Below are 19534 nucleotides of genomic sequence, written 5' to 3'. Positions count from 1 at the left end.
TGCCCAATGTTCAGCGGCCCTGCCTCGGCGGCCTCCCCCTCCCCCACCCCCCCCCCCCCACCCCCCCCCCCCCCCTCCCCCACCCCCCCCCCCCCCCCCCCCCCCGCGCCGTGATGCCCCCTCAATCACGCGTGATGCCTCCCGGATCACGCGTGATTCCTCTTTCCGCCCGCGCACGTCCACCTCACGCGCGGGCAACGCCCCGGCATGGCAGCATGGAGAACGTGGTGAGCCCTGCTGAACTGCCGACCGCCGAGGTCCGCGACCTGCCCAAGGACGGCCTCGTGCTGCTCGACGTCCGTGAAGACGACGAGTGGGCCGCCGGGCACGCGCCCGGCGCGGTGCACATCCCCATGGGAGAGCTGCCCGTCCGCGTCGGCGAGCTGACCGACCTGCCCGACGACCAGCCGATCCACGTGATCTGCCGCAGCGGCGGCCGGTCCGCGCGGGCGACCGCCTGGCTCAACCAGAGCGGCTGGGATGCGGTGAACGTCGCCGGCGGCATGGGCGCGTGGCACCGCGAAGGCCGGCCGATGGTCGGCGAGCACCCCGGCATCGATCCCGAAGTGATCTAGCCTTGCAGCCGGGTCAGCCTCCGCAGTACCCCCCGGGGTACTGGCCGCGCCAGGTGCCGCCGCCGAACGCCCCGCAGCTGCAGGGCCGGACGCTGGCCGCCCAGCCGGAGTCGTACCCGTACCACCGCCGTCCGGCCCACCGGGCGAAGCTGCGCTGGGTGGCGACCCCGCCCCCGGGCGCCTGGCCGCGCCGCCGGGTCGTGCCGCCCGAGCGGTACTTCGGGCCGCCGTCGTACCCCGTGCCCCCGCGCTGGGGGTTCCCGAACCTGGTCTGGCGCCGTCCGACATCGGTGCCCGGCACGGCGTCCGACGAAATCCGCCCCATCGACCGCGTGCCGGTGCTCAGCCGGAGCCTGATCGGTGTCCTCTTCGGGTTCGCCGTGCTCTCCCTGGTCGCCGCCGGCGCGGAAATCTGGCGTTACGTCCTGCTCGTCCAGGGTCGCGAAGCCGCGCTGACCCGGTCGGTCGTGGCGTTCTCCGACGGGTTCGTGCTCACCGCCGGCCTGCTGGCCTCGATCCTCGCGCTGCTGCCCGCCGGGCTGTCGGTCTGGTGGCTGCTGGTCACCCGGCAGGCGGCGTCGGACCTCTCGGGTGACGCCCCGCCGCGGCCGGTCTGGCAGGTGCTGGTCGGCGTTCTCGTGCCGGTGGCGAACCTGCCGATGGCGCTGTCGATCGTCGGCGAGCTCGAGCACGCGGTGCTGGGCCGCCCGCGTGACCTGCGCCCGAAGCCGTCCCGCCAGGTCGTCGTGTGGTGGGGCGCCTGGCTGCTGAACTGGGTCCTGCTCGGCGCGACGATCGTCTGGCGCTTCCGCGGAGACGTCCAGTCGATGGCCGACAGCGTCATCCTGGTCGCCCTGACCGACCTCTCCGCAGCGGCGCTGGCCGTGGTGACGGCGCTGGTCGTCCGGCGGTTCTCGGCGCTGCTGGCGCCTTCGGACGCGCGGGCCGTGCGGTCGATGCGCGTGCTGAAGGTCGCGGATGCGCCGGAGCCCGAGCTGCACACCGCGCGCCCGGCCGGCGCGGCCCGCTAGTACCTCCCGAAAACCGGTTCCAGCTGGTCGAAGGCCAGTTCCGCGAGGGGCCACACCGCGTCGGAGATCTGCTTCTCATCCTCGACGGTCCGGTCGAAGACCTCCTCGAAGAGCACGCGCAGCACGGTCGCGAGGTGCGCGGCGGCGAGCACCGGCGGGAGCCCCTCTTCGGGGTGACGCCGGATCAGCAGGTGCGTGAGGGCGGCCTCGCGCTCGCGATGCATCTCGTGCAGGGCGTTCGTCAGGACCGGGCTTTCCTTGATCATCCGCACGAAGCCGGGACCCGAGAAGCCGACCAGCGCGTGCTCGGCGCCCAGCGCTTCGAAGTAGAGCTCGCGGGTGTCGTGGAAGACGCTGTCGCGGACCAGGGCGGCCGGCCAGGACGTGAAGTCCGCGCGGATGTCGAAGACCAGGTCCTCCTTGCGCGGGAAGTGGTTCGTCACGGTCATCTTGGCCACCCGCGCCTCGGTGGCGATGTCCGCGATCGTCACGTCTTCGAAGCCGTTCCTGATGAAGAGGCCCGTCGCGACGTCGGAGATGTTCCTCCTGGTCTCGTGCTTCTTCTGGGCCCGGAGTCCCTCGCTCATGCGGTCACTCTACTGGGTCGGACCCAAGTTTGTGCTTGACCCATCGAATGGGTTCGACCTAATCTGAGGTCCGACCTAGTCAACGGGGGTGGAGATGACAACGGCAGTGCGTCCGGACGCGGCGTTGTGGCGGCTCGGCGGAGTCCTGATCATGGGCGCGGTGCTGTCGATCCTCGACGCGACGATCGTCACCGTCGGGATCGACTCGATCGCCCGCGACCTGGGCAGCACGCTGCCGACGGTGCAGTGGGTGGCGAGCGCGTACCTGCTCGCGGCGTCGGCGGCGATCCCGTTGTCCGGCTGGCTCGCCGACCGGTTCGGCGGCCGCGCGGTCTGGCTGACAGCGGTGGCGATCTTCACGGCGGGCACGCTGCTGTGCGGTTTCGCCTGGTCGGCGCCGGCGTTGATCGTGTTCCGCGTGCTCCACGGCCTGGGCGGCGGGCTGATGCAGCCGGTCGGCCAGGCGGTGTTCGCGCAGGCGGCGGGCCCGGCGCTGGGCCGGAAGATCGGCGTGATCACCCTCCCGGCCACGGTGGCCCCGGTGCTGGGCCCGATGCTCGGCGGCGCGCTGGTGGCGGACTTCGGCTGGCGCTGGATGTTCTTCGGGATCGTCCCGCTGGGGGTGGCGACGTTCGTCTTCGCCCGGCGGCTCCTCCCGGCGCCGCCGCCGTCCGGCACCCGCGAGCCGCTGGACGTCCGCGGGATCCTGCTGCTCTCCCCGGGGCTGGCGGTGTTCGTGTACGGCCTGGCCGAGGGCCTCACCGTGGCGTGGGTGGCTGGAGCGGTACTGCTGCTGGCATACGGCGTCCACGCCTCCCGGGCGCGTTTCCCGGTGCTCGACCTGAAGCTGTTCCGTGACAAGGGATTCACGGTGTCGAGCATGAGCACGTTCTTGCTGGGAGCGTCCCTGTACAGCTCGATGTTGCTGCTACCGCTGTACTACGAGCAGGTCGAGCACGCGAGCCCGCTGCAGGCCGGACTTCTTCTGGCGCCCCAAGCGGTGGGATCGGCAGCGGTCCTCCTCGCGGGCGGCCGCCTGCTCGCCCGCTTCGGCCCCCGCGCCATGATGCTGGCCGGCATCACCCTGTCGTTGCTGGGAACGGTGGCCTTCACCCAGCTGGGTTCGGCGCCCAGCGGCGTCTGGCTGACGCTGTCGTTGCTGATACGCGGCGCCGGCCTGGGCGCGGCGACCACCCCGGGCATGACCACGCTGTACGGCTCGCTGGAGCGCTCACGGATCCCGCGCGCGGCCAGCGCGTTCAACGTGATCAACCGGATCGGCGGCTCCCTCGGCACGGCTCTGCTGGCCGCGATCCTCCACACCGAACTGACGGCGTCGGCCGCACCCACGGCCTTCGGCACCACGTTCACGTGGGCGCTGGCGCTGTCCGCCCTGACGCTGATCCCGGCGGCGCTGTTTCCCCGCCGAAGCCGGCTCGCTTAGCCCTTCCCCAAGGAGAACCCGATGACCCGACGCCTCCTGAGCGTCCACGCCCACCCCGACGACGAGTCCAGCAAGGGCGCGGCCACCCTGGCCCGCTACGCCGCCGAAGGGGTCGACGTCCTCGTCGCCACCTGCACCGGTGGTGAACGCGGCGACATCCTCAACCCGGCCCTCGACACGGACGAGACCCGTGAAGACCTCCCGGCGGTCCGCCGTCGAGAGATGGCGGCCGCCGCCGAAATCCTCGGCGTGCGCCAGCGTTTCCTCGGTCTGGTCGACTCCGGCCTGCCGGGCGAAGGCGAGCCACTGCCCGAAGGATGCTTCGCGGCGATCCCGCTGGAAGAGGCGGCAGCGCCGCTGGTCGCGCTGATCCGCGAGTTCCGCCCGCAGGTCGTGATCACGTACGACGAGACGGGCGGTTATCCCCACCCGGACCACATCCGCACTCACGAGGTAACCCGCGAAGCCTTCACTGCGGCGGCGGACCCCACCCGCTACCCGAGCGCCGGCGAGCCGTGGCAGGCGCAAAAGCTGTACTACCAAGCGGTCCTGAGTCGCGCCTGGTTCCAGGCCCTCCACAACGCAACGCTCGCAGCCGGCCTGAAGTCATCGATGGGCGCGGTCCTGGACGAACTCCCGAAGGAGGACAAGCTCACCGTCACCACGAGGATCCGCTGCGAAGCCCACTTCAGCACCCGCGACCGCGCCCTCCTGGCCCACGCGACCCAGATAGACCCCACCGGCCCGTTCTTCACCCACTCGCGCGAAATCGAGCGCAAGGTCTGGCCCTACGAGGACTACCACCTGGCCCACCCCACCCCCAGCCCCGCCCCAGAAGACGACCTGTTCACCGGAGTAACCCCATGACCCGCTTCGCCTCCCCCGTCACGCAAACGGAGTTGCCTCAGCGTCGCCAGGTTCATCGCGTCGCACCAACCCGCGAGTTCCGTCTTCAATCACGCGAGTTCGGCTTCCAGTCACGCGAGATCCGCCCCGGATCACGCTGAGCCAGGGCGCCCAGCGGGTCAGCCGGTGACCCGGGGTTCCCGCAACCCGCGGATCACGTACTCCGGTCGTGGCCGCCACGCGTGGCCCCGGCGGCAATCCACGAGTTCCGTCTTCAATCACGCGAGTTCGGCTTCCAGTCACGCGAGATCCGCCCCGGATCACACCAAGCGAGGGCGTCCAGCGGGTCAGACGGTGACCCGGAGTTCCCGCAACTCGCGGATGACGAACTTCAGCCGTGGCCGCCAGGCGTGGCCCCGGCGGCAATCCACGAGTTCCGCCTTCAATCACGCGAGATCGGCACCCAATCACGCGAGTTCGGCTTCCAGTCACGCGAGATCCGCCCCGGATCACGCTGAGCCAGGGCGCCCAGCGGGTCAGACGGTGACCCGGAGCTCCCGCAACCCGCGGATCACGAACTCCGGCCGTCGCCGCGGAGTCTCCACCAGACGCAGCCCCGGCAGCTTCGCCGCCAAAGCGCTCAACGCCGCGGCGATCTCCACCCGAGCGAGAGGAGCACCGACGCAATAGTGAATCCCGAGCCCGAACCCCAAGTGAGCGTTCGGCGTCCGTCCGATGTCGAGCCGGTCGGGCGAGTCGAACACCTTCGGGTCGCGAGCCGCGGCGCCCAGCAGCGCGCCGATCTTCTGCCCGCGGGAGACAACGTAGTCGCCGATCGTCACGTCCTCGGTGGCCGTCCGCTCGAACAGCTGCAGGGGCGCGTCGAACCGGATGAGCTCTTCGACGCATGAGTCGAGCAGCTCGGGGGACGCCAGCAGGCGCTCCCACTGGTCCCGGTGCGTGAGGAGCGCGGTGATGCCGTTGCCGAGCACGTTCACGGTCGCCTCGTGGCCGGCCATCAGCAGCAGCACCGCGGTCGCCACCAGCTCGTCCGGTGTCAGCTCGCTGCGCAGGAGGTCGCTGATGATGTCGCCGCCGGGGGACTCGGCGCGGGAAGCCGCCACCGTCCGGATGTAGGCGACGAACTCCTCGGCGGCCCGTTCGGCGGCGTCGCGGCCGTCCTCGGGCAGGTCGAACTCGTACATCTTCACGATGCTGTTTGACAACTCCACCATGCGGGGCCCGTCGGATCCCGGCACGCCGAGCAGTTCGGCGATCACCGCGACCGGCAGCGGCTGGGCGAGGTGCTCCAGCAGGTCCGCGCTGCCGTCGGCGGTGATGGCCGCGGCCAGGTCGTCGACCATGCGGGTGGCGAGCGTCGCGACCATCGGACGCAGCCGCTGGACGTGGCCGCGGCCGAACGCGCCCGCGATCACGCGTCGGAGGCGGGTGTGGGCCGGCGGCTCGTTCTCCAGCAGGGAGTTCCGGTGAAGGAGGTTGAACGAGGCGAAGCGTTCGAGCGGCTCGGCGTCCTGCCAGATCCGGCCGAGCCCGCGGTGGCGCAGCACGGCGGACGACGTGGCGTGCGAAACCGCCACGGCCATGCCGAGCTTGTCGTGGAAATGGACGTCGCCTTGCGCGCGCAGGGCGGCGAACGCCGGGTACGGGTCTTCGAGGAACTCGGGATCGCGGGGGTCGAACACGTCGCGAGACTAACCCTTCGATAGCGTCTCAAGCCGAGCCAGAGGAGGCAGCAGTGGGCAAGGGCGCGCGCAAGAAGGGTCCCAAGCAGGCGTCGGACCGCAAGCCGAAGGTGCGCGACGTCTTCGTCGGCCAGCCGTTCGAGGGACTGGCGGCGGAGCCCGAGCTGATCGCGCTGCGCGAGTTCGTGCCGTCCGCGACGGCCAAGCTGACCCTCGCCGACGGCGGTGACGTCACCCTCGGCACCGTGCTGCCGATGGCGGCGGCCGCGTTCGTCCGCTCGGACGGCGAGCGGTACCTCGGCCTGCAGGTGCAGACCCGCTCCTCCGACATCAGCCGCGACCTCGGCCGCTCGCTGAAGTGGCTGCTGGACGCCAAGGAGGGCGACGTCCTCGGCGTGCCGGACACCACGACCCCGCCGGCCGCCGACGAGCACGCGCGCCTCCAGGACCTGCTGACCCCGGGCGCCGAGCTCGACGTCACGCTGCACACCGACTTCGCGTGGTGGCTGCCCGAGGACGCGGACGCCACCGGTGACGTCGCGGTCTCCCTCGAGCGCGCGAACGCCGCCATCATGCCGACCGAACGTCTCGGCTCGGGCGCCTACTGGGTCCTCGCGGGGGAGAAGGCGCACCTGCGCTGGGTTCGTCCGGAGCCGGAGAACCTGCTGCTCCAGGCCTTGGCCCGGCTGTCCGCGGCCGGCGAGCTGGGCCTCGGCGAAGGCTCGCGCTACGCGGGCTCGTTCCGTGCGCACGGCCTGCTGGTGCCGGTGTGGGACCTCGACCCCGAGGCCCACGCCCGCGAATGGGCCGACGCGAAGGACGCACTCGGCGCCCGCCTCGACACGGCGTTCAAGTCCCTCGACACCGAGCCCCTGAACGCCGCCGAGCGCCGTGCTCGCGACGGTCTCATCGGCCGCCAGCTCACCCTGCGCTGACCCCGGCGAGCAGCAGCCACGCCGAGGTTTCCCCGGTTCCGAGGCCGGCGGGTCCCGGGTCCCTGCGTGGGTGAAGAGTCCGCGCGCCAGGCCGCCGCGCCTCCGGCCGGCGGCCCGGCGGCGTGGTGCGACCGCCGCGTCAACAAGCGCCGGACTACCGGTCCGAACCGGTGGTCGGTGACCGCCTCGATGAGCGTTCAACCAGGGCTTTTGTGGCGCACAAGACACCGCCACCGGCTCGCGCCGGTGGGACCATTCTTCGCGTGATACTTCACATCTGCGGGGCGGCCGACTGGGCCGGAGTGGGCGAAGACGGCGAGTACCGGCCGCCGTCGCTGGGGGAAGCCGGGTTCATCCACTGTTCCGACTTCGGCACGGCGCACCTGCCGGCCAACGCGCTCTACCGGGGGCGGACCGACCTGGTCCTGCTCGAGATCGACCCGGCGAAGGTCGGGGCGCCGGTCCGCTGGGAAGACGGCGAGCCGCCGCACCCGGCCGGGATCTGGTTCCCCCACGTGTACGGCCCGATACCGCACGCCGCCGTGGTCGGCGTGCACGAATTCGGCGAGACGGCGGCCGGCGGCTTCACGCTGCCGGCCGCGCTCGCGCTCCGTTGACGTGGGCAACTCATCACCCGCCTGGGCGGCTACGAATCCAGGCGGGAACGCAGGCAACCTGAGGGGGCTGTGATGCGTGTTGGGGAGGAAGGCGACTCGGCTTCTGGCTACCCGACCCCGATGGGAGGCGATACGGTGACCGCTGCGGCACCCGTCTTCACCGGGGGAGATACCTGGGTGACCAGCGCAGGCCGAGGGAGGGCCGCGACGTTGCCGGGTGAGCTGGTGGACTTCGGCGACTTCGTGCAGGCGACACTGCCGGGGTTGCTGCGGTACGGCCACGCGCTCACCGGCAACCCGCACGACGCCGCGGACCTGGTCCAGACCGTGCTCGAAAAGATGGGCTCGCGCTGGAGCTACGTGCACGAGAAGACCGGCGACCCGCTGGCCTACGTCCGCCGCTCGATGGCGAACGCGCACGTGAGCCGGTGGCGTCGCACGCGCCGCGAAAACCTGGTGGCCGACCTGCCGGACACCGATCCGCACGTGCCGGCCGACCCGTTCGAACACGAGCCGCTGTGGCGCGCGTTACGAACGCTGCCGCCACGGCAACGCGCCGTCATGGTGCTGCGTTACTACGAAGGTCTCTCGGAAGCGGAGATCGCGGGTGCCCTCGGTATCACGCAGGGGACCGTCAAGAGCCAGGCGAGCAAGGCGATCGCGTCGCTGCGGATGAAGTTGAAGTCGGCCGACGACGAAGGCGAAGGGAGTGCAGCGGGTTGAACATCTCCGAGGACGAGCTGGAGCAGCGCCTGCGCGCGATGTTCGCCGACGAACGGCTCGACCTGCCGCCGCCACCCGACGCCGGCACGGTCATCGTGGCCGGCGCGCGACGGCGGCGCCGTCGTCGTCACGCCGTGCAGGCCGTGGCGGGGGTCGCCGCGGCCGTGGTCGCCGTGGCGGGCGGGCTGACCATGGTCCGCCTCCACACCGAAGACGGCACCGCGGTGATGTCCGCCGACGGGTCCGTGATCAGCGTCAAGCCACCCGAGAACCTCACGCCCGGCCGGCAGCCTCAGCCGTCGACGCCCGGGCCCACGAGCACCCACGACATCCAGGTCTCCCCGCCGCCGACCGCGGTGACGTCGAAGCCGGGTCGGCCGCCGTCGACGCCGAAGCCGTCGACGCTGCCGGGCGTGATGAGCGGCCCGCTGCTCGCCGCCGACGGCTTCGGCCGGCTGAAGCTGGGCATGTCCGAGGCCGACGTGACCGCCCAGGCCGTCACGCTCAGCGAGACCCAGGTGGGGACCGCCTGCAGTGTCTACACGGTGGACGGCAGCGGAGTGCCCGCGCCGGCGACCGTCGTGATTTCGAAGGCCGTCGGGCTGACCGTGGTCACCCCGGCGCAGGTCGCGCACACCGCGGAGGGCATCGGGGGCGGGTCCACCAAGGCGGACGTCCTCGCCACCTACCCGGCCGCGAAGGAGGAGCCCGGCGGAATCGCCGCTCCCGCCGGCGGCGCGGCCGACTACCACTTCCGGCTCGGGGAGAGCGGGGTCGTCGAGACCAGTCTCATGAGCGTCAACCAGGACTGCGCCGGCTGAGCGCCGGCCGCATGCGAAAACCCGGGCTGTCCACAGGGGGAGAGCCCGGGTTTTCCCTTGTGGTGGGAGCGGAAACCTAGAGCTTGCCGCCGGCCACCGGCGGCATCTGCGAGTCGGAGCCGCCGTCGCCGACGGACTCGCGGTGCAGGTGGTTCTCGACCTCGAACAGGTTGCCGTTCGCGCGCTTGACCACGTTCAGCAGCGTGCTCATCTGGGAGATCTCTTCGACCTGCTCCTTGAGGAACCACTGCGTGAACTGCTCGCTGATGTAGTCCTCTTCGGCGCGAGCCGCCTTCGCCATCGCGGAGATGTCGGTGGCGACTTCCTTCTCCTGCTCGAGCGCGAGCTCGATGACCTCGGTGACGCCGGAAAACTCGTTGCGCACCTCGCCGGTGCCGGGGATCTCGACGTGGTGGTCGCGGTCGAGCATATACTGCACGAGCGCCATCGCGTGGTTGCGCTCTTCGACCGACTGCTTGTAGAAGTGCTTCGCCAGCTGCGGGAGGTCCTCGGCGTCGAACCAGACCGCGAGCGAGATGTACTGCTGGGACGCGTTGAACTCGTTGTGGATCTGCGCCTGCAGCAGTTCGTAGAACTTCGAGCGCGGTTCTTTCTTCTTGGTGAGGGCCATGCAAACCAGAATAGGTCAAGATTGGCGGTAAAGCCACTTCGGACTGGTGATCTACCCCCTATTAGGGTTACCATTCCTAGAGAAGACAACCCTTATTTAAGTAAGCCTTCCCTTAATGCATTGTGCATTAAGGGAAGGCTTACCTCTATTACTTGAGGGGGTCGCGGCGGACCGGGCAGGACATGCACCGCGGCCCGCCCCGGCCGGAACCGAGCTCCGAACCGGTGATCGGCAGCACCTCGATGCCGGCCGCCTCCAGCCGCTCGTTCGTCTCGACGTTCCGCTCGTAACCGACGACGACGCCCGGGGCCAGCGCGAGCGTGTTGTTGCCGTCGTCCCACTGCTCGCGTTCGGCGGTCACCGGGTCGAGGCCGGTGTCGATGACGCGCAGGCGGTCGATCTCCATCGCTTCGGCGGCGGCCACGAGGAACGGCGCCGGGCCGGCGACCTTGACCCCGCCGTCGCCGGTCGGGCGCAGCGTGAACGCCGTGAGCGAGTCGCGCGCCAGCGGGTACATCACCACGGCGTCGGCGTCGACCATCGTGCACACGGTGTCCAGGTGCATCGTCGCGCGGGACTGCTCGATCGGCACCGCCAGCACGGTGTGCGCGATGCCGTCGGCGAACACCGACCGCGCGAGCGACTCGGCTCCGGCGGCCGTGGTGCGCTCGCCGACGCCGATGGCGAGCACGCCCGGCGCCAGCAGCATCACGTCGCCGCCCTCGATCGGCGCCGAATGCGCGCCGTACGCGCGGGCCGCGTGCCGGAAGTACGGGTGGTAGGCGTAGATCAGGTCCAGCACCGCGGTCTCGCGGCGGCGCGCGGGCATGGTCAGCGACGAGATCGCGACGCGGTCGGCGATCCACGCCGACGAGTCGCGCGTGAACAGCAGGTTCGGCAGCGGGTCGACGGCGAAGTCGTGCGGGTGGTTCATCATCCGCACCAGCGACGCGCCCTCGGCGGACGGCAGCTCCTCGAACGTCATCCCGGCCATCAGCACCTCGGCGAGGCCGGCCGCGTCGACGCCGGAAAGGTGGGAGCGCAGCGAGTCGCCGAGGTCGCCGCCGAGCCGCCGGTCGTCGACCGCCGCGTGCACCCCCGCCGTGTGGGCGCGGTCGTCCTCCAGCGCCGTCCGGAGCGCGTCGGCCAGCAGCAGCACCTCGACGCCGCGGCCGCGCAGCACGTCGGCGAACGCGTCGTGCTCGGCTTGCGCCCGGTCGACCCACGGGATCGAGTCGAAGAGGAGCTGGTCGTTGTTGCGGGGCGTCAGCCTTTTGAGCTCGTTGCCGGGCCGGTGCAGCAGCACCGCGCGCAGGGGTCCGACTTCGCTGTCCACCCGGGGAGGTGTCGTTTCGTCGATCACCACCCGAGCTTAGTCAGGGGAGCCAGGAAATGTGCCCCTTGAGCAGCGAGTACCCGACGAAAGAGACGAAGTCGAAGAGCGTGTGGGCGGCCACCAGCGGCCACAGCCGGTTCGTCTTCTGCCAGAGCCGCCCGAAGACGAGCCCCATGATGAAGTTGCCGACGAACCCGCCGAAGCCCTGGTACAGGTGGTACGACCCGCGCAGCACGGCGGCGCCGAACACCGCGTTGTTCTCGCGGACGCCCAGCTGGCGCAACCGGGTCAGCAGGTACCCGATCACGAGCACCTCCTCGGCGAAGGCGTTGCCGAACGCCGAGAGCGTCAACGTGATCGGCCGCCACCACGTGTTGCCCAAATTGGACGGTTGCACCGCCAGGCTGAACCCGAGGTGGTAGGAGAGGAAGTACAGCCCCAGGCCGGGGATCCCGATCAGCGCGGCGAGCACCACGGTCAGGAGCGTGTCGCGGCGGGGCGCGGTGCGGTCCAGCCCCACCTGCGTGATCTTGACGCCCGCGCGCCACAGCAGGTAGAGCCCGAGCGCGCCCCAGCCGATCAGCTGCGCCGCCGACAGCAGCTGCTTGAGCAGGTCGATTAGGCCCAGCGTGGCCTGGGGGACGTTGAGCTTCGCCGGCTGCTGGGCCAGCGGGATCGGCTTCAGCAGTGAGTCCACAAGGGACAGCAGGCTGCTCACGCCGGACAGGCCGAGCGTGATCCCGAAGACGATCAGCAGCTCGAGCTTGACTGCCTTGCGCTCCCGCGGGTCCTCGATCGTGACGGGGAAGTCCGGCCGGGCCGGGGCCAGCCACGATCGCGCGGTGAAGGTCATGTCCGCACGCTACCTTCGGGGTATGCCCAGGACTATCGCCACCAACGAAACCGTCGACCGCGCCGCGCTCGTCGAGTTCCTGTCCACCCGCCACCGCGCGATCCTGCTGGCCACGAAGGCCGACGGGAGCCCCCAGCTCTCGCCGGTCACGTGCGGGGTCGACGCCGAAGGCCGGCTGGTCATCTCGACCTACCCCAAGCGCGCCAAGGTCGTGAACATCAAGCGCAACCCGCAGGTGTCGGCCTGCATCCTGTCCGACGAGTGGAACGACCAGTGGGTCCAGCTCAACGGCACCGCCGAGGTGCTGGACATCCCGGACTCGGTCGAGCCGCTCGTGGAGTACTTCCGCGCCATTTCGGGTGAACACCCGGACTGGGACGAATACCGCGAGGCCATGGTCAAGCAGGGCAAGAGCATCATCCGCGTGACGATCGAGAGCTGGGGCCCGCTCGCCAAGGGCGGCTTCCCCGCCGAACTAGCCTGACGTCCCCCGCAGGAACGGGCAGCCGACCAGCCGCCGCAGCTCCATCGCGAGCTGCGGCGGGCTCTCGACGGACTTCGAAAACGCCAGCCGGACGTCGTGGTCACCCGCGTCGGACTCGACGCGCAGCCGCAGCCCGAAGCGGTCCAGTCCGAGCGGGCGGATCCGGCCGCCGCGCAGGTCCGCCGGCAGGTGCTTGGCCAGCTGCTCGACGACGTCGGAGTGGTCGCTCTCCAGGTGCCGCAGCCAGTGGGCCTCGTAGTCGTGGAACGGGTCCGGCGGCGCCGCGCTGAACATGTGCGGGCGCAGCGAGTGCGTGCCTTCGGCGTCGGCGAGCACGAGGGACGCCGGCGTGAGCCGCAGCAGCGTCACGCCGTGGCCGACGTCGAGGAGCCGCTCGTCCGGCCGGGACTCGGCGATCGCCACCGCCCGCGCGCGAGCCGAAACGGGCGAAAGCGGGCGCAGCCAGCCGGTGATCCACAGCAGTCCGCGGATCGGCTCCCGCAGCTCGACCGGCGCCTGGTCGGCGAGCTCGACCATCACGGCCAGCTCGCCGCGCTGGGTCTGCTTGGCCGCGGCGACCATCGGGTGGTCGTCGGGCAGCAGCACGCTGACGCTCCCGCTGTGGTGCACGTGGTGCAGGACCGGGACGACGCGCTCGCCGTCGAGACCGGCGCGTTCGCACGTCGGCATGAGCGACGCCGGCCCGTTGCGGGTGGCGATCGTCTTGGCGCGCTCGGCGGGGTTCGGTGCCGGCGGGCGGCGGATGGATGTCGGTGCCTCGGTCACGGCTCACCTCCTACTTAGGTGAGCCTAACCTGAATCCGATGGTCTGGATAGTCACCCGGTTGCGGTGACGGTCACGTCGGCGCTCCGCTGAACGGAGCATCGGGTAACGCCGATGACCGCTTTCCCGAAAAGGCCGGTGACCAGTGCCGACACGGTGGGGGCCCAGCGTGCAGATCGTCCCGGTTCCCGAACGCGTGCGCGCGTTCGAGTTCGACCCCGCCATGCCGTCCGGCGCCGTGCCGATCTTCGGCGAGTACCTGGACCGGATCGGCCGCAGCGCGGCGAACGGCCGCCTGCTGACCTGGGTCCTCCCGCTGGTCGGGATCGCCCCGTTCTTCACCGGCGCCGGGCTCGCGCTGACGCTGGGCACGATCGCGCTGGCCGGCTCGGTCGTGACGTGGTGGCTCTACCGCGCGCACCTCTGGGTGCCGGAAGCGCGGCTGAAGCGGGAGCCGTTCCGCCAGGTGGAGATCGCGCCCGACGGGCTGGTTGCCGCCGGGCGGACGGTCGGCGTCCGCCTGCCGGACGGCCGCTGGCTGCGTGTCCGGCTCGACGAGGCGGACCGGCTGCTGCTGGCCGGGCACCGGCGGGTGTGGCTGCTGGGCCGCGGCCCGAAGGTGTTCGTCGGCCTCTCCGGCGTGGTCCGGGTGCGCCGCGCCCGGATCTTCGACGCGCCGCCGTCGGGTGCGGTCGCCGTGCCGCCGGTGGTGGCGTCCGGCTCGCCGCGGCTCGACCCCGTGCTGGCCGCGCACCGCCGCCGGATGGCCCGCGAACTACGCGCGACGGCCGCGTTCCTGCTGGTCCTGGCCGGGTTCGCGATGTGGGTCCGGTACGACTTCCCGGTGACGAAGTGGGCCGCGCTGACCGTCACGGCGAGCGCGCTGCTGGGCGCGCTCGTGACGGCGTTGCGAGCGGTCGCCCACCGCCGTCCGCTGCCGGCGGACCACTGGACGGAGCTGCGCGCGGTCCTGGACGGCCCGGTCCGCATGGGCCGCCACGGCGCGGCCCGGCTGAGCGGCCTGACGATGCTGGCCGACGGAACCGTGGTCGGCTTCCGCCTGCACAAGGCGGACCCGTCGATGGCGGCCAACATCGCGGCGACGGGCCGGCTGTGGATCGCGGGAGTCCCGAGGCCGGGCGCGGCGAAGACGGGCGTGCCCGGCTACCCGGTGCTCGGCACGGTCTGGCTCGGCTGAGCGGGCGTCCGGTCCCGGCGCGGCAGCAACAGCGGCGTCACCAGCACCAGCACCCCGGCGACACCGATGGCGACGCGCGGACCGGTGAAGCTCGCGAGGACACCCCACAGCGCCGTCAGCGCGGCGATCGACGCCTTGGTGCTGACCGACCACGCCGAGAGCGTGCTCGCGACGCGGTCCGCCGGCAGCTGCTCGAGCCGGTAGGTCGCGAGCACCGGGTTGAACACACTGCAGGACACGATCAAACCGAGCTCGACGACCATGACGAAGGCGAGCCCGCCGGCGCCGGCCGGAAGGAAGGCCAGCGCGAGCAGCCAGCACGCCCGGACGGCGCCGGACACCAGCAGGATCGGGTGCTTGCCGAACCGCTGGACGAGCCGCGGCGTCAGCCGTGAACCGGCGAGCCCGCCGAGGCACGGCACCGCGAAGGCGAGCCCGTACTGCCACGGCGTGAACCCGAGCTGGTTCAGCATCAGCACCGCGAGCAGCGGTTCGGTGCCCATGATCAGGCCGTTGAACAGCAGGACGTTGAAGTACAGCGGCCGCAGCCCGGGGTGCGTCAGGATCGTGCGCCACCCCTCGGCGAGGTCCCGCGCACGCAGCCGGCTGGTCTGCCGAGGCCGTGGTTCGCCGCCGCCGATCGCCCGGATCCCGAGCGCGGAAAGCAGAAAGCTGACGGCGTTGGCGGCCACCGACGTCACCGGCCCGAAGAGCGCGAAGGCGGCCCCACCGAGCGGCGGCCCGAGCGCGGTGGCCGTCCAGTTCGTCGACTCGAACCGCCCGTTCGCGACCAGCAGATCTTCGGGCGGCACCAGGCCCTTCAGGAAGGCGCCACTGGCCGAGGTGAAGGTGATGTCCGCCGCGGCGACGACCACCGAGACGACGAGGAGCTGTCCGAAGCTCAGCGACCCGAGGGCATAACAGGCGGGCACGCTGATCAACGCGGCGAACCGGACGAGGTCCATGGCCACGAGCACCGGCCGCTTCCGCCGCCGATCGACCCAGGGCCCCATCGGCACGGCCACCAAAGCCCCGACAGCGGGCCCGACGGCAGCGAGCGCGGAGACGGCCGCGGGCCCGACGTGCAGCACGAGGATCGCGAGCATGGGAAAGGCCCCGAAGCCGAGCCAGGTCCCGAACGCGCTCACGGCATAAGCCGTCCACAACCACCTGAACCGCCGCCCGAGCCGCCTGCGCATCACCGGAGGATCAAAGCGAAGCGAGGCCACGAGGATCAAACAACCGTGCCGTCGGCGCGCCACAACCCCGCGTTGTGCGGCCCGGTCCGGCTCGCCCGGGAGAGGCAACACTCGGGGCGGCGCACCTAGGGCGATCGTCGAGTCGGCTGGCACCGACCAACCCCTTCGACCCCCGCCCGGGCAGCGGAGAACCGGCAGCCTGTTCGCCGGTGCGGACCGGGAGCAGGTCCTCGATCAACGCCCATTGATCGTCTGAGAGCAACTGAAACCTTCGTCGGACACGCCCTAGAGTCGTCCGCTGTGGACCTCGTTGCCGTGCGCACCTTCGTCACCGCTGTGGAGGCAGGGCGGTTCCAGGACGCCGCGGCTGACCTCTCGATCACGCAGCAAGCCGTGTCGAAGCGCATCGCCGCGTTGGAGAAGTCGCTTGGGGCGCGGTTGTTCACGCGCACCGCGCGCGGAGCCGTGCTCACTCGTGAGGGTGCGGCCTTCTTGCCGCACGCCCGCGAGCTGCTCTCCGCCGAGGCGCGAGCACTCGCCTCAGTCCGCACCGGACCGCTCCGGGTCGACGTCATCGGCCGGCGGCTGTGCCCGGCGGCGCTCCTGCGCGGGTTCCACGAGGCTCATCCGGACGTCGCGCTGGAGGTCGTCACGCTGTTCGACACCGCGATCACCGCGATCCAGGACGGCTCGATCGACGCGTCTTTCCGCGCTGTCGCCGAGCTCCCCGACGACCTCGACGCGCAGTGGGTGTTCGACGAGCCGCTCCAGCTGTTGTGTGGACCCGCGCACCCGCTTGCCGGAGCGACTTCGGTGACTCTGGCGGAGCTGGCCGGCCACCGGATCTGGATGCCCGGCGTTGTGCCCGGAACCGAATGGGGCGCCTACTACGCCGAGTTCACCGCCGCGTTCGGGCTGTCGATCGATGCCGCCGGGCCGAACTTCGGCACCGAGGTCGTGCTCGACACGGTCGCGGAGTCGGCGAAGGTGGCCACCCTGGTCGGGGCCGAAAGCCGAGTCCTCTGGCCGGCGGAGCACGACCTGCGGCGTGTCCCGATCGGGCGTCCGACGCCCGTGTACCCACATTCGCTGGTTTGGCGCCGAGGCAACGCACACCCCGCGCTGGCGGCCCTGTGCAGACACCTCGGAAAGGGCGAGCGCGCGGCCGACGCGTGGCGGCCCGGCTGGGCGCACTAGCCCAGGGACTTCCGCGTCGCCTGTTCCGTCTCGAGGACACCCTGCCGGATGCCCTCCAGCTGGTCGCTCAGCTCGCGCACCGCGCCGGTGTCCACCGCGACGTCCGTGGTCGCCGCCGTCAGTTCGGCGACCCTCGCCACCAGGCTGTCCAGTCCGAGGGCCCCCGACTGCAGCTGGGCCAGCAGCTTGTCCCGCGCGCCGGACAGTCGTGCGTGGACGTCGGCCTGGGCCTGGACCGCCGACAGTGCCTGCTCGAGGTCGCCGCGGACCGCCTCGGGAGCCGATGGCAGCGACTTCTCCAGCCGTCGCCGTTCCCGCGTCACAGCCTCGAGGTCGACGCGCGCGAGGGCGTTGCCGGTGGCCGAGGCGCGGCCGGCCAGCCGCCGGAGCGTTGTCAGCGTTTCCTCGACCACCGGTTCCATGTCCGCGACGCGGTCGGCGAGCGGGCCGGGGTCCAGCGACGCGCTGAGCGAGCCGAACCCGTCGGCCGCGCCCTCGGCTCGGCGCAGCCAGTTCGCTTCGGACGAGCCGGGCACGACGTCGAGCACCCGCGCTTCACGCCGTTCCGGCTCCGGCTCACGACCCAGCGAAGCCACCCCCGCGCGAGCCGCGAGCACCGCCACGCCGATGCCGACGGCGGCGACCACCGGCAGCTGCACGGCCCACGCCACCCCCGCCGAGGTGGCGGCGAACAGCAGTCCCCACGGTTCGGCGAGCTCACGGGCGAACTTCATGTCAGAAGTTGGAGATCACGGACGTGAACACCTGGTTGATCGAGTCCGGTTTGGACGAGTCGTACTCCGATCCTTCGGTCGCTTCCGCGATCTGCTTCAGCACGTCCTGGTCGGCGTCCGCGCCGTAGGCGATCGTGAACAGCCGGACGGTCTCCGAGTTGCCCTCCGGGCGCAGCTGCGGCAGCAGGTGCTCGATGTCCACGCCGCCGGAGTCCTCGTTGCGGCCGTCGGTCAGCACGACCACCGCGTTGATCGCCGACGGGTCGACGTGCGTCTTCATGTACTCGTACGCGGCCAGCGACGAGTCGTACAACCCCGTGCCGGACTGCGGGGTCAGCCCGCTCAGCCGCATCGCGAGGGTCTCCTTGCCGCTGGTCCCGAGCGCCTGGACCGGCACCAGCTCCTGGTAGTCCTTGTCGCCGTCGAGGCGGGTCGAGAACTGCCAGAGCCCGACCTGGTCACGCGGCACGAACTGGCCGAGCGCGTCGATCGCGGCCTGCTTGGCCAGGTCGATCTTGCTCTTGCCGGTGCCCTTCGCCTCTTCCCCCATCGAGCCGGAGACGTCGACGACGAGCAGCACGTTCGCCTTTTTGCGCAGGTCCGTCCACGTCGTCAGCAGCTTCGACAGCACCGACGGCCCCGGCGGCCGGAGGAAGGTGATCTTCGCGTCCGCCTGGACGCCGTTGGCCGTCGTCGCCTGCGGGCCGGGCTTGCCGTCGAAGGTGCGGAAGCCGAGGTTGAGGAACTTCGGCTGCGCGTCCGGCCCGCGCAGGTAGTTCAGGAAGTCCGCGGCGATCTGCTTGCGGGTCGGGTCGGCCCAGTTCAGCGTGACGAACGGGTGGTCGGAGTTGAGCGTGCCGTCCGCCGGGTAGATCGCGACGAGCGGCACCTTCGGCGGCGCGTGCTGGCCGACCTTCGCGGGGTCGTTCGTCGGGTTGCCCTGGTCGTAGCCGATCAGCGAGCTCTCCTCGACGGTCACCGCCGAGATGTAGGACAGCGCCGCGCCGCGGTCGTCGGCCTTCTGCAGGTTCGTCAGGAACGTCAGCGTGTTGTCGCCGTAGTGCACGATCGCCTGCTCGATGTTCGTGACGAACTGCTTGGCCTCGGGCTTCTCGAGCGCGGCGGCGGTGAGGTCGGACGATGTGCCGGTGGCCGCGTAGTACGCGCCGATGGTGGCGTTCAGCCCGGCGGTCGAGATGTTCGGGTTCGTCTTGCCCAGCCGGAACTTGCCCCACTCCGGGTGGCCGTACTTGGCCCAGCCCGCCGGGTCGGTCGCGAGCGTGGCGAGGTCCTTCCAGCCGATCGGCTTCGCCGGCCAGCCGAGGGCCTCGGCCATCGGTTTCGGCATGGCGACGGTCAGCGGCGAGTTCGCGATTGACTGCGGGTCACCGTCGGGCACGATCGTCCCGGTGTCGCCCTTCGCGTTGACGCGCAGCAGGTTGACCCAGCCGCTCGCGGCGGGCGTCCAGACGTCGGGGCGCGGCCCGTCGGTGGCCTCGTTCCAGCCGTTGGCGAGCGCCTGCATGGCGATGCCCGACGACTTCGACTTCACGACGACGTCGACGCAGTGCCCGGCGACGCTCCGTCCGGAGTAGGCCTTCGCGGCCTCTTGGACTATTCCGACCTTTTCCGGGGACGACGTGACGTTGAGCGCGATGGCGTCCGAGCCGGTGCATTTCGGCGCGTCCGCCTCGTCGCCCGAGCCGCTGGTCCAGGCCCGGATTCCGATGATCAGCCCGGCGGCGACCACGATCGCGGCCAGGAACGGGAGAATCTTTCTCTTTCGCCGTGCTGGTTGGGAATTGATCATCGAACCCTCCCCGTTCCGCCGCCGGA

Annotated in this window: 20 protein-coding genes; 11 read left to right on the top strand and 9 right to left on the bottom strand. The window is 71.2% G+C overall.

All coding sequences use genetic code 11. The annotated features are described in order from the left end of the window. The first annotated feature begins 215 nt into the window (after window positions 1-215). Entirely contained in the window at window positions 216-575 is a 360-nt protein-coding gene (locus ACZ61C_RS13300) for a rhodanese-like domain-containing protein (RefSeq protein WP_465306210.1), read from the top strand. Window positions 576-577: 2 nt separating this feature from the next. Continuing rightward, a complete protein-coding gene (locus ACZ61C_RS13295; RefSeq protein ID WP_465306208.1) occupies window positions 578-1606 on the top strand; it encodes a DUF4328 domain-containing protein in 1029 nt (342 codons plus the stop codon). On the opposite strand, the gene ACZ61C_RS13290 is transcribed toward ACZ61C_RS13295, so the two are convergent. Continuing rightward, complete coding sequence (locus ACZ61C_RS13290; protein WP_465306206.1) at window positions 1603-2193, bottom strand: TetR/AcrR family transcriptional regulator; 591 nt, start codon at window positions 2191-2193, stop codon at window positions 1603-1605. The two genes, ACZ61C_RS13295 and ACZ61C_RS13290, sit on opposite strands and share 4 nt — an antisense overlap. Window positions 2194-2287: 94 nt before the next feature. On the opposite strand from ACZ61C_RS13290, the gene ACZ61C_RS13285 reads away from it, so the two are divergent. Further along, a complete protein-coding gene (locus ACZ61C_RS13285) occupies window positions 2288-3637 on the top strand; it encodes a DHA2 family efflux MFS transporter permease subunit (RefSeq protein ID WP_465306205.1) in 1350 nt (449 codons plus the stop codon). Window positions 3638-3658: 21 nt separating this feature from the next. Next, on the top strand, window positions 3659-4504 hold the full coding sequence (mca, locus tag ACZ61C_RS13280; RefSeq protein WP_465306203.1) for a mycothiol conjugate amidase Mca: 846 nt from the start codon (window positions 3659-3661) through the stop codon (window positions 4502-4504). Between the two features lie 515 nt (window positions 4505-5019). On the opposite strand, the gene ACZ61C_RS13275 is transcribed toward mca, so the two are convergent. Next, a complete protein-coding gene (locus ACZ61C_RS13275; RefSeq protein ID WP_465306201.1) occupies window positions 5020-6186 on the bottom strand; it encodes a cytochrome P450 in 1167 nt (388 codons plus the stop codon). 53 nt (window positions 6187-6239) lie between these two features. Here ACZ61C_RS13275 and ACZ61C_RS13270 point away from each other — a divergent pair, with 53 nt between their 5' ends. From ACZ61C_RS13270 to ACZ61C_RS13255, 4 genes are all read left to right on the top strand, one after another. Next, window positions 6240-7121: a DUF5926 family protein gene (locus ACZ61C_RS13270; protein ID WP_465306199.1), complete on the top strand. Its 882-nt coding sequence runs from the start codon at window positions 6240-6242 to the stop codon at window positions 7119-7121. A 263-nt stretch (window positions 7122-7384) separates the two neighbouring features. Next, window positions 7385-7738, top strand: a complete 354-nt coding sequence (locus tag ACZ61C_RS13265; protein ID WP_465306197.1) for a DUF952 domain-containing protein — start codon at window positions 7385-7387, stop codon at window positions 7736-7738. 210 nt (window positions 7739-7948) lie between these two features. After that, window positions 7949-8461, top strand: coding sequence for a SigE family RNA polymerase sigma factor (locus ACZ61C_RS13260; protein ID WP_465307012.1), 513 nt, complete (start codon window positions 7949-7951; stop codon window positions 8459-8461). Beyond that, the gene (locus ACZ61C_RS13255) at window positions 8458-9282 is read left to right on the top strand and encodes a hypothetical protein (protein ID WP_465306195.1); all 825 of its coding nucleotides are present in this window, start codon (window positions 8458-8460) and stop codon (window positions 9280-9282) included. The genes ACZ61C_RS13260 and ACZ61C_RS13255 overlap by 4 nt, the downstream gene beginning before the upstream one ends. Before the next feature lie 76 nt (window positions 9283-9358). Here the strand turns inward: ACZ61C_RS13255 and ACZ61C_RS13250 are convergent, their stop codons facing one another. The 3 genes from ACZ61C_RS13250 to ACZ61C_RS13240 all read right to left on the bottom strand — a co-directional run bounded on the left by ACZ61C_RS13250 (window position 9359) and on the right by ACZ61C_RS13240 (window position 12102). Beyond that, complete coding sequence (locus tag ACZ61C_RS13250) at window positions 9359-9913, bottom strand: ferritin (protein ID WP_465306193.1); 555 nt, start codon at window positions 9911-9913, stop codon at window positions 9359-9361. A gap of 148 nt (window positions 9914-10061) precedes the next feature. Next, the gene (locus ACZ61C_RS13245) at window positions 10062-11249 is read right to left on the bottom strand and encodes an arginine deiminase (RefSeq protein WP_465307010.1); all 1188 of its coding nucleotides are present in this window, start codon (window positions 11247-11249) and stop codon (window positions 10062-10064) included. A gap of 40 nt (window positions 11250-11289) precedes the next feature. After that, window positions 11290-12102, bottom strand: a complete 813-nt coding sequence (locus tag ACZ61C_RS13240; RefSeq protein WP_465306191.1) for a CPBP family intramembrane glutamic endopeptidase — start codon at window positions 12100-12102, stop codon at window positions 11290-11292. A gap of 22 nt (window positions 12103-12124) precedes the next feature. Here ACZ61C_RS13240 and ACZ61C_RS13235 point away from each other — a divergent pair, with 22 nt between their 5' ends. Continuing rightward, window positions 12125-12586, top strand: coding sequence for a PPOX class F420-dependent oxidoreductase (locus tag ACZ61C_RS13235; protein WP_465306189.1), 462 nt, complete (start codon window positions 12125-12127; stop codon window positions 12584-12586). Here ACZ61C_RS13235 and ACZ61C_RS13230 read toward each other — a convergent pair. Further along, window positions 12578-13372, bottom strand: a complete 795-nt coding sequence (locus ACZ61C_RS13230; RefSeq protein WP_465306187.1) for a DUF2470 domain-containing protein — start codon at window positions 13370-13372, stop codon at window positions 12578-12580. The genes ACZ61C_RS13235 and ACZ61C_RS13230 overlap by 9 nt on opposite strands. A 167-nt stretch (window positions 13373-13539) precedes the next feature. Between ACZ61C_RS13230 and ACZ61C_RS13225 the strand changes: the two genes are divergently transcribed. Beyond that, window positions 13540-14568: a hypothetical protein gene (locus ACZ61C_RS13225; RefSeq protein WP_465306185.1), complete on the top strand. Its 1029-nt coding sequence runs from the start codon at window positions 13540-13542 to the stop codon at window positions 14566-14568. On the opposite strand, the gene ACZ61C_RS13220 is transcribed toward ACZ61C_RS13225, so the two are convergent. Beyond that, window positions 14535-15770, bottom strand: a complete 1236-nt coding sequence (locus ACZ61C_RS13220) for an MFS transporter (RefSeq protein ID WP_465306183.1) — start codon at window positions 15768-15770, stop codon at window positions 14535-14537. The two genes, ACZ61C_RS13225 and ACZ61C_RS13220, sit on opposite strands and share 34 nt — an antisense overlap. Before the next feature lie 297 nt (window positions 15771-16067). Here ACZ61C_RS13220 and ACZ61C_RS13215 point away from each other — a divergent pair, with 297 nt between their 5' ends. Continuing rightward, window positions 16068-16964 carry a LysR family transcriptional regulator gene (locus tag ACZ61C_RS13215; protein ID WP_465306181.1) on the top strand — a complete coding sequence of 299 codons (897 nt, stop codon included), beginning with the start codon at window positions 16068-16070 and terminating at the stop codon, window positions 16962-16964. Here the strand turns inward: ACZ61C_RS13215 and ACZ61C_RS13210 are convergent. After that, a complete protein-coding gene (locus ACZ61C_RS13210) occupies window positions 16961-17698 on the bottom strand; it encodes a hypothetical protein (protein ID WP_465306179.1) in 738 nt (245 codons plus the stop codon). The two genes, ACZ61C_RS13215 and ACZ61C_RS13210, sit on opposite strands and share 4 nt — an antisense overlap. A 1-nt stretch (window position 17699) precedes the next feature. Beyond that, on the bottom strand, window positions 17700-19508 hold the full coding sequence (locus tag ACZ61C_RS13205; protein WP_465306177.1) for a substrate-binding and vWA domain-containing protein: 1809 nt from the start codon (window positions 19506-19508) through the stop codon (window positions 17700-17702). Window positions 19509-19534 lie beyond the last annotated feature (26 nt).

It is taken from the genome of Amycolatopsis sp. NPDC104587 (genome assembly GCF_055583645.1).
Note: the sequence above shows the minus strand (reverse complement) of the source record. Positions and strands in the feature narration are given on the sequence as shown.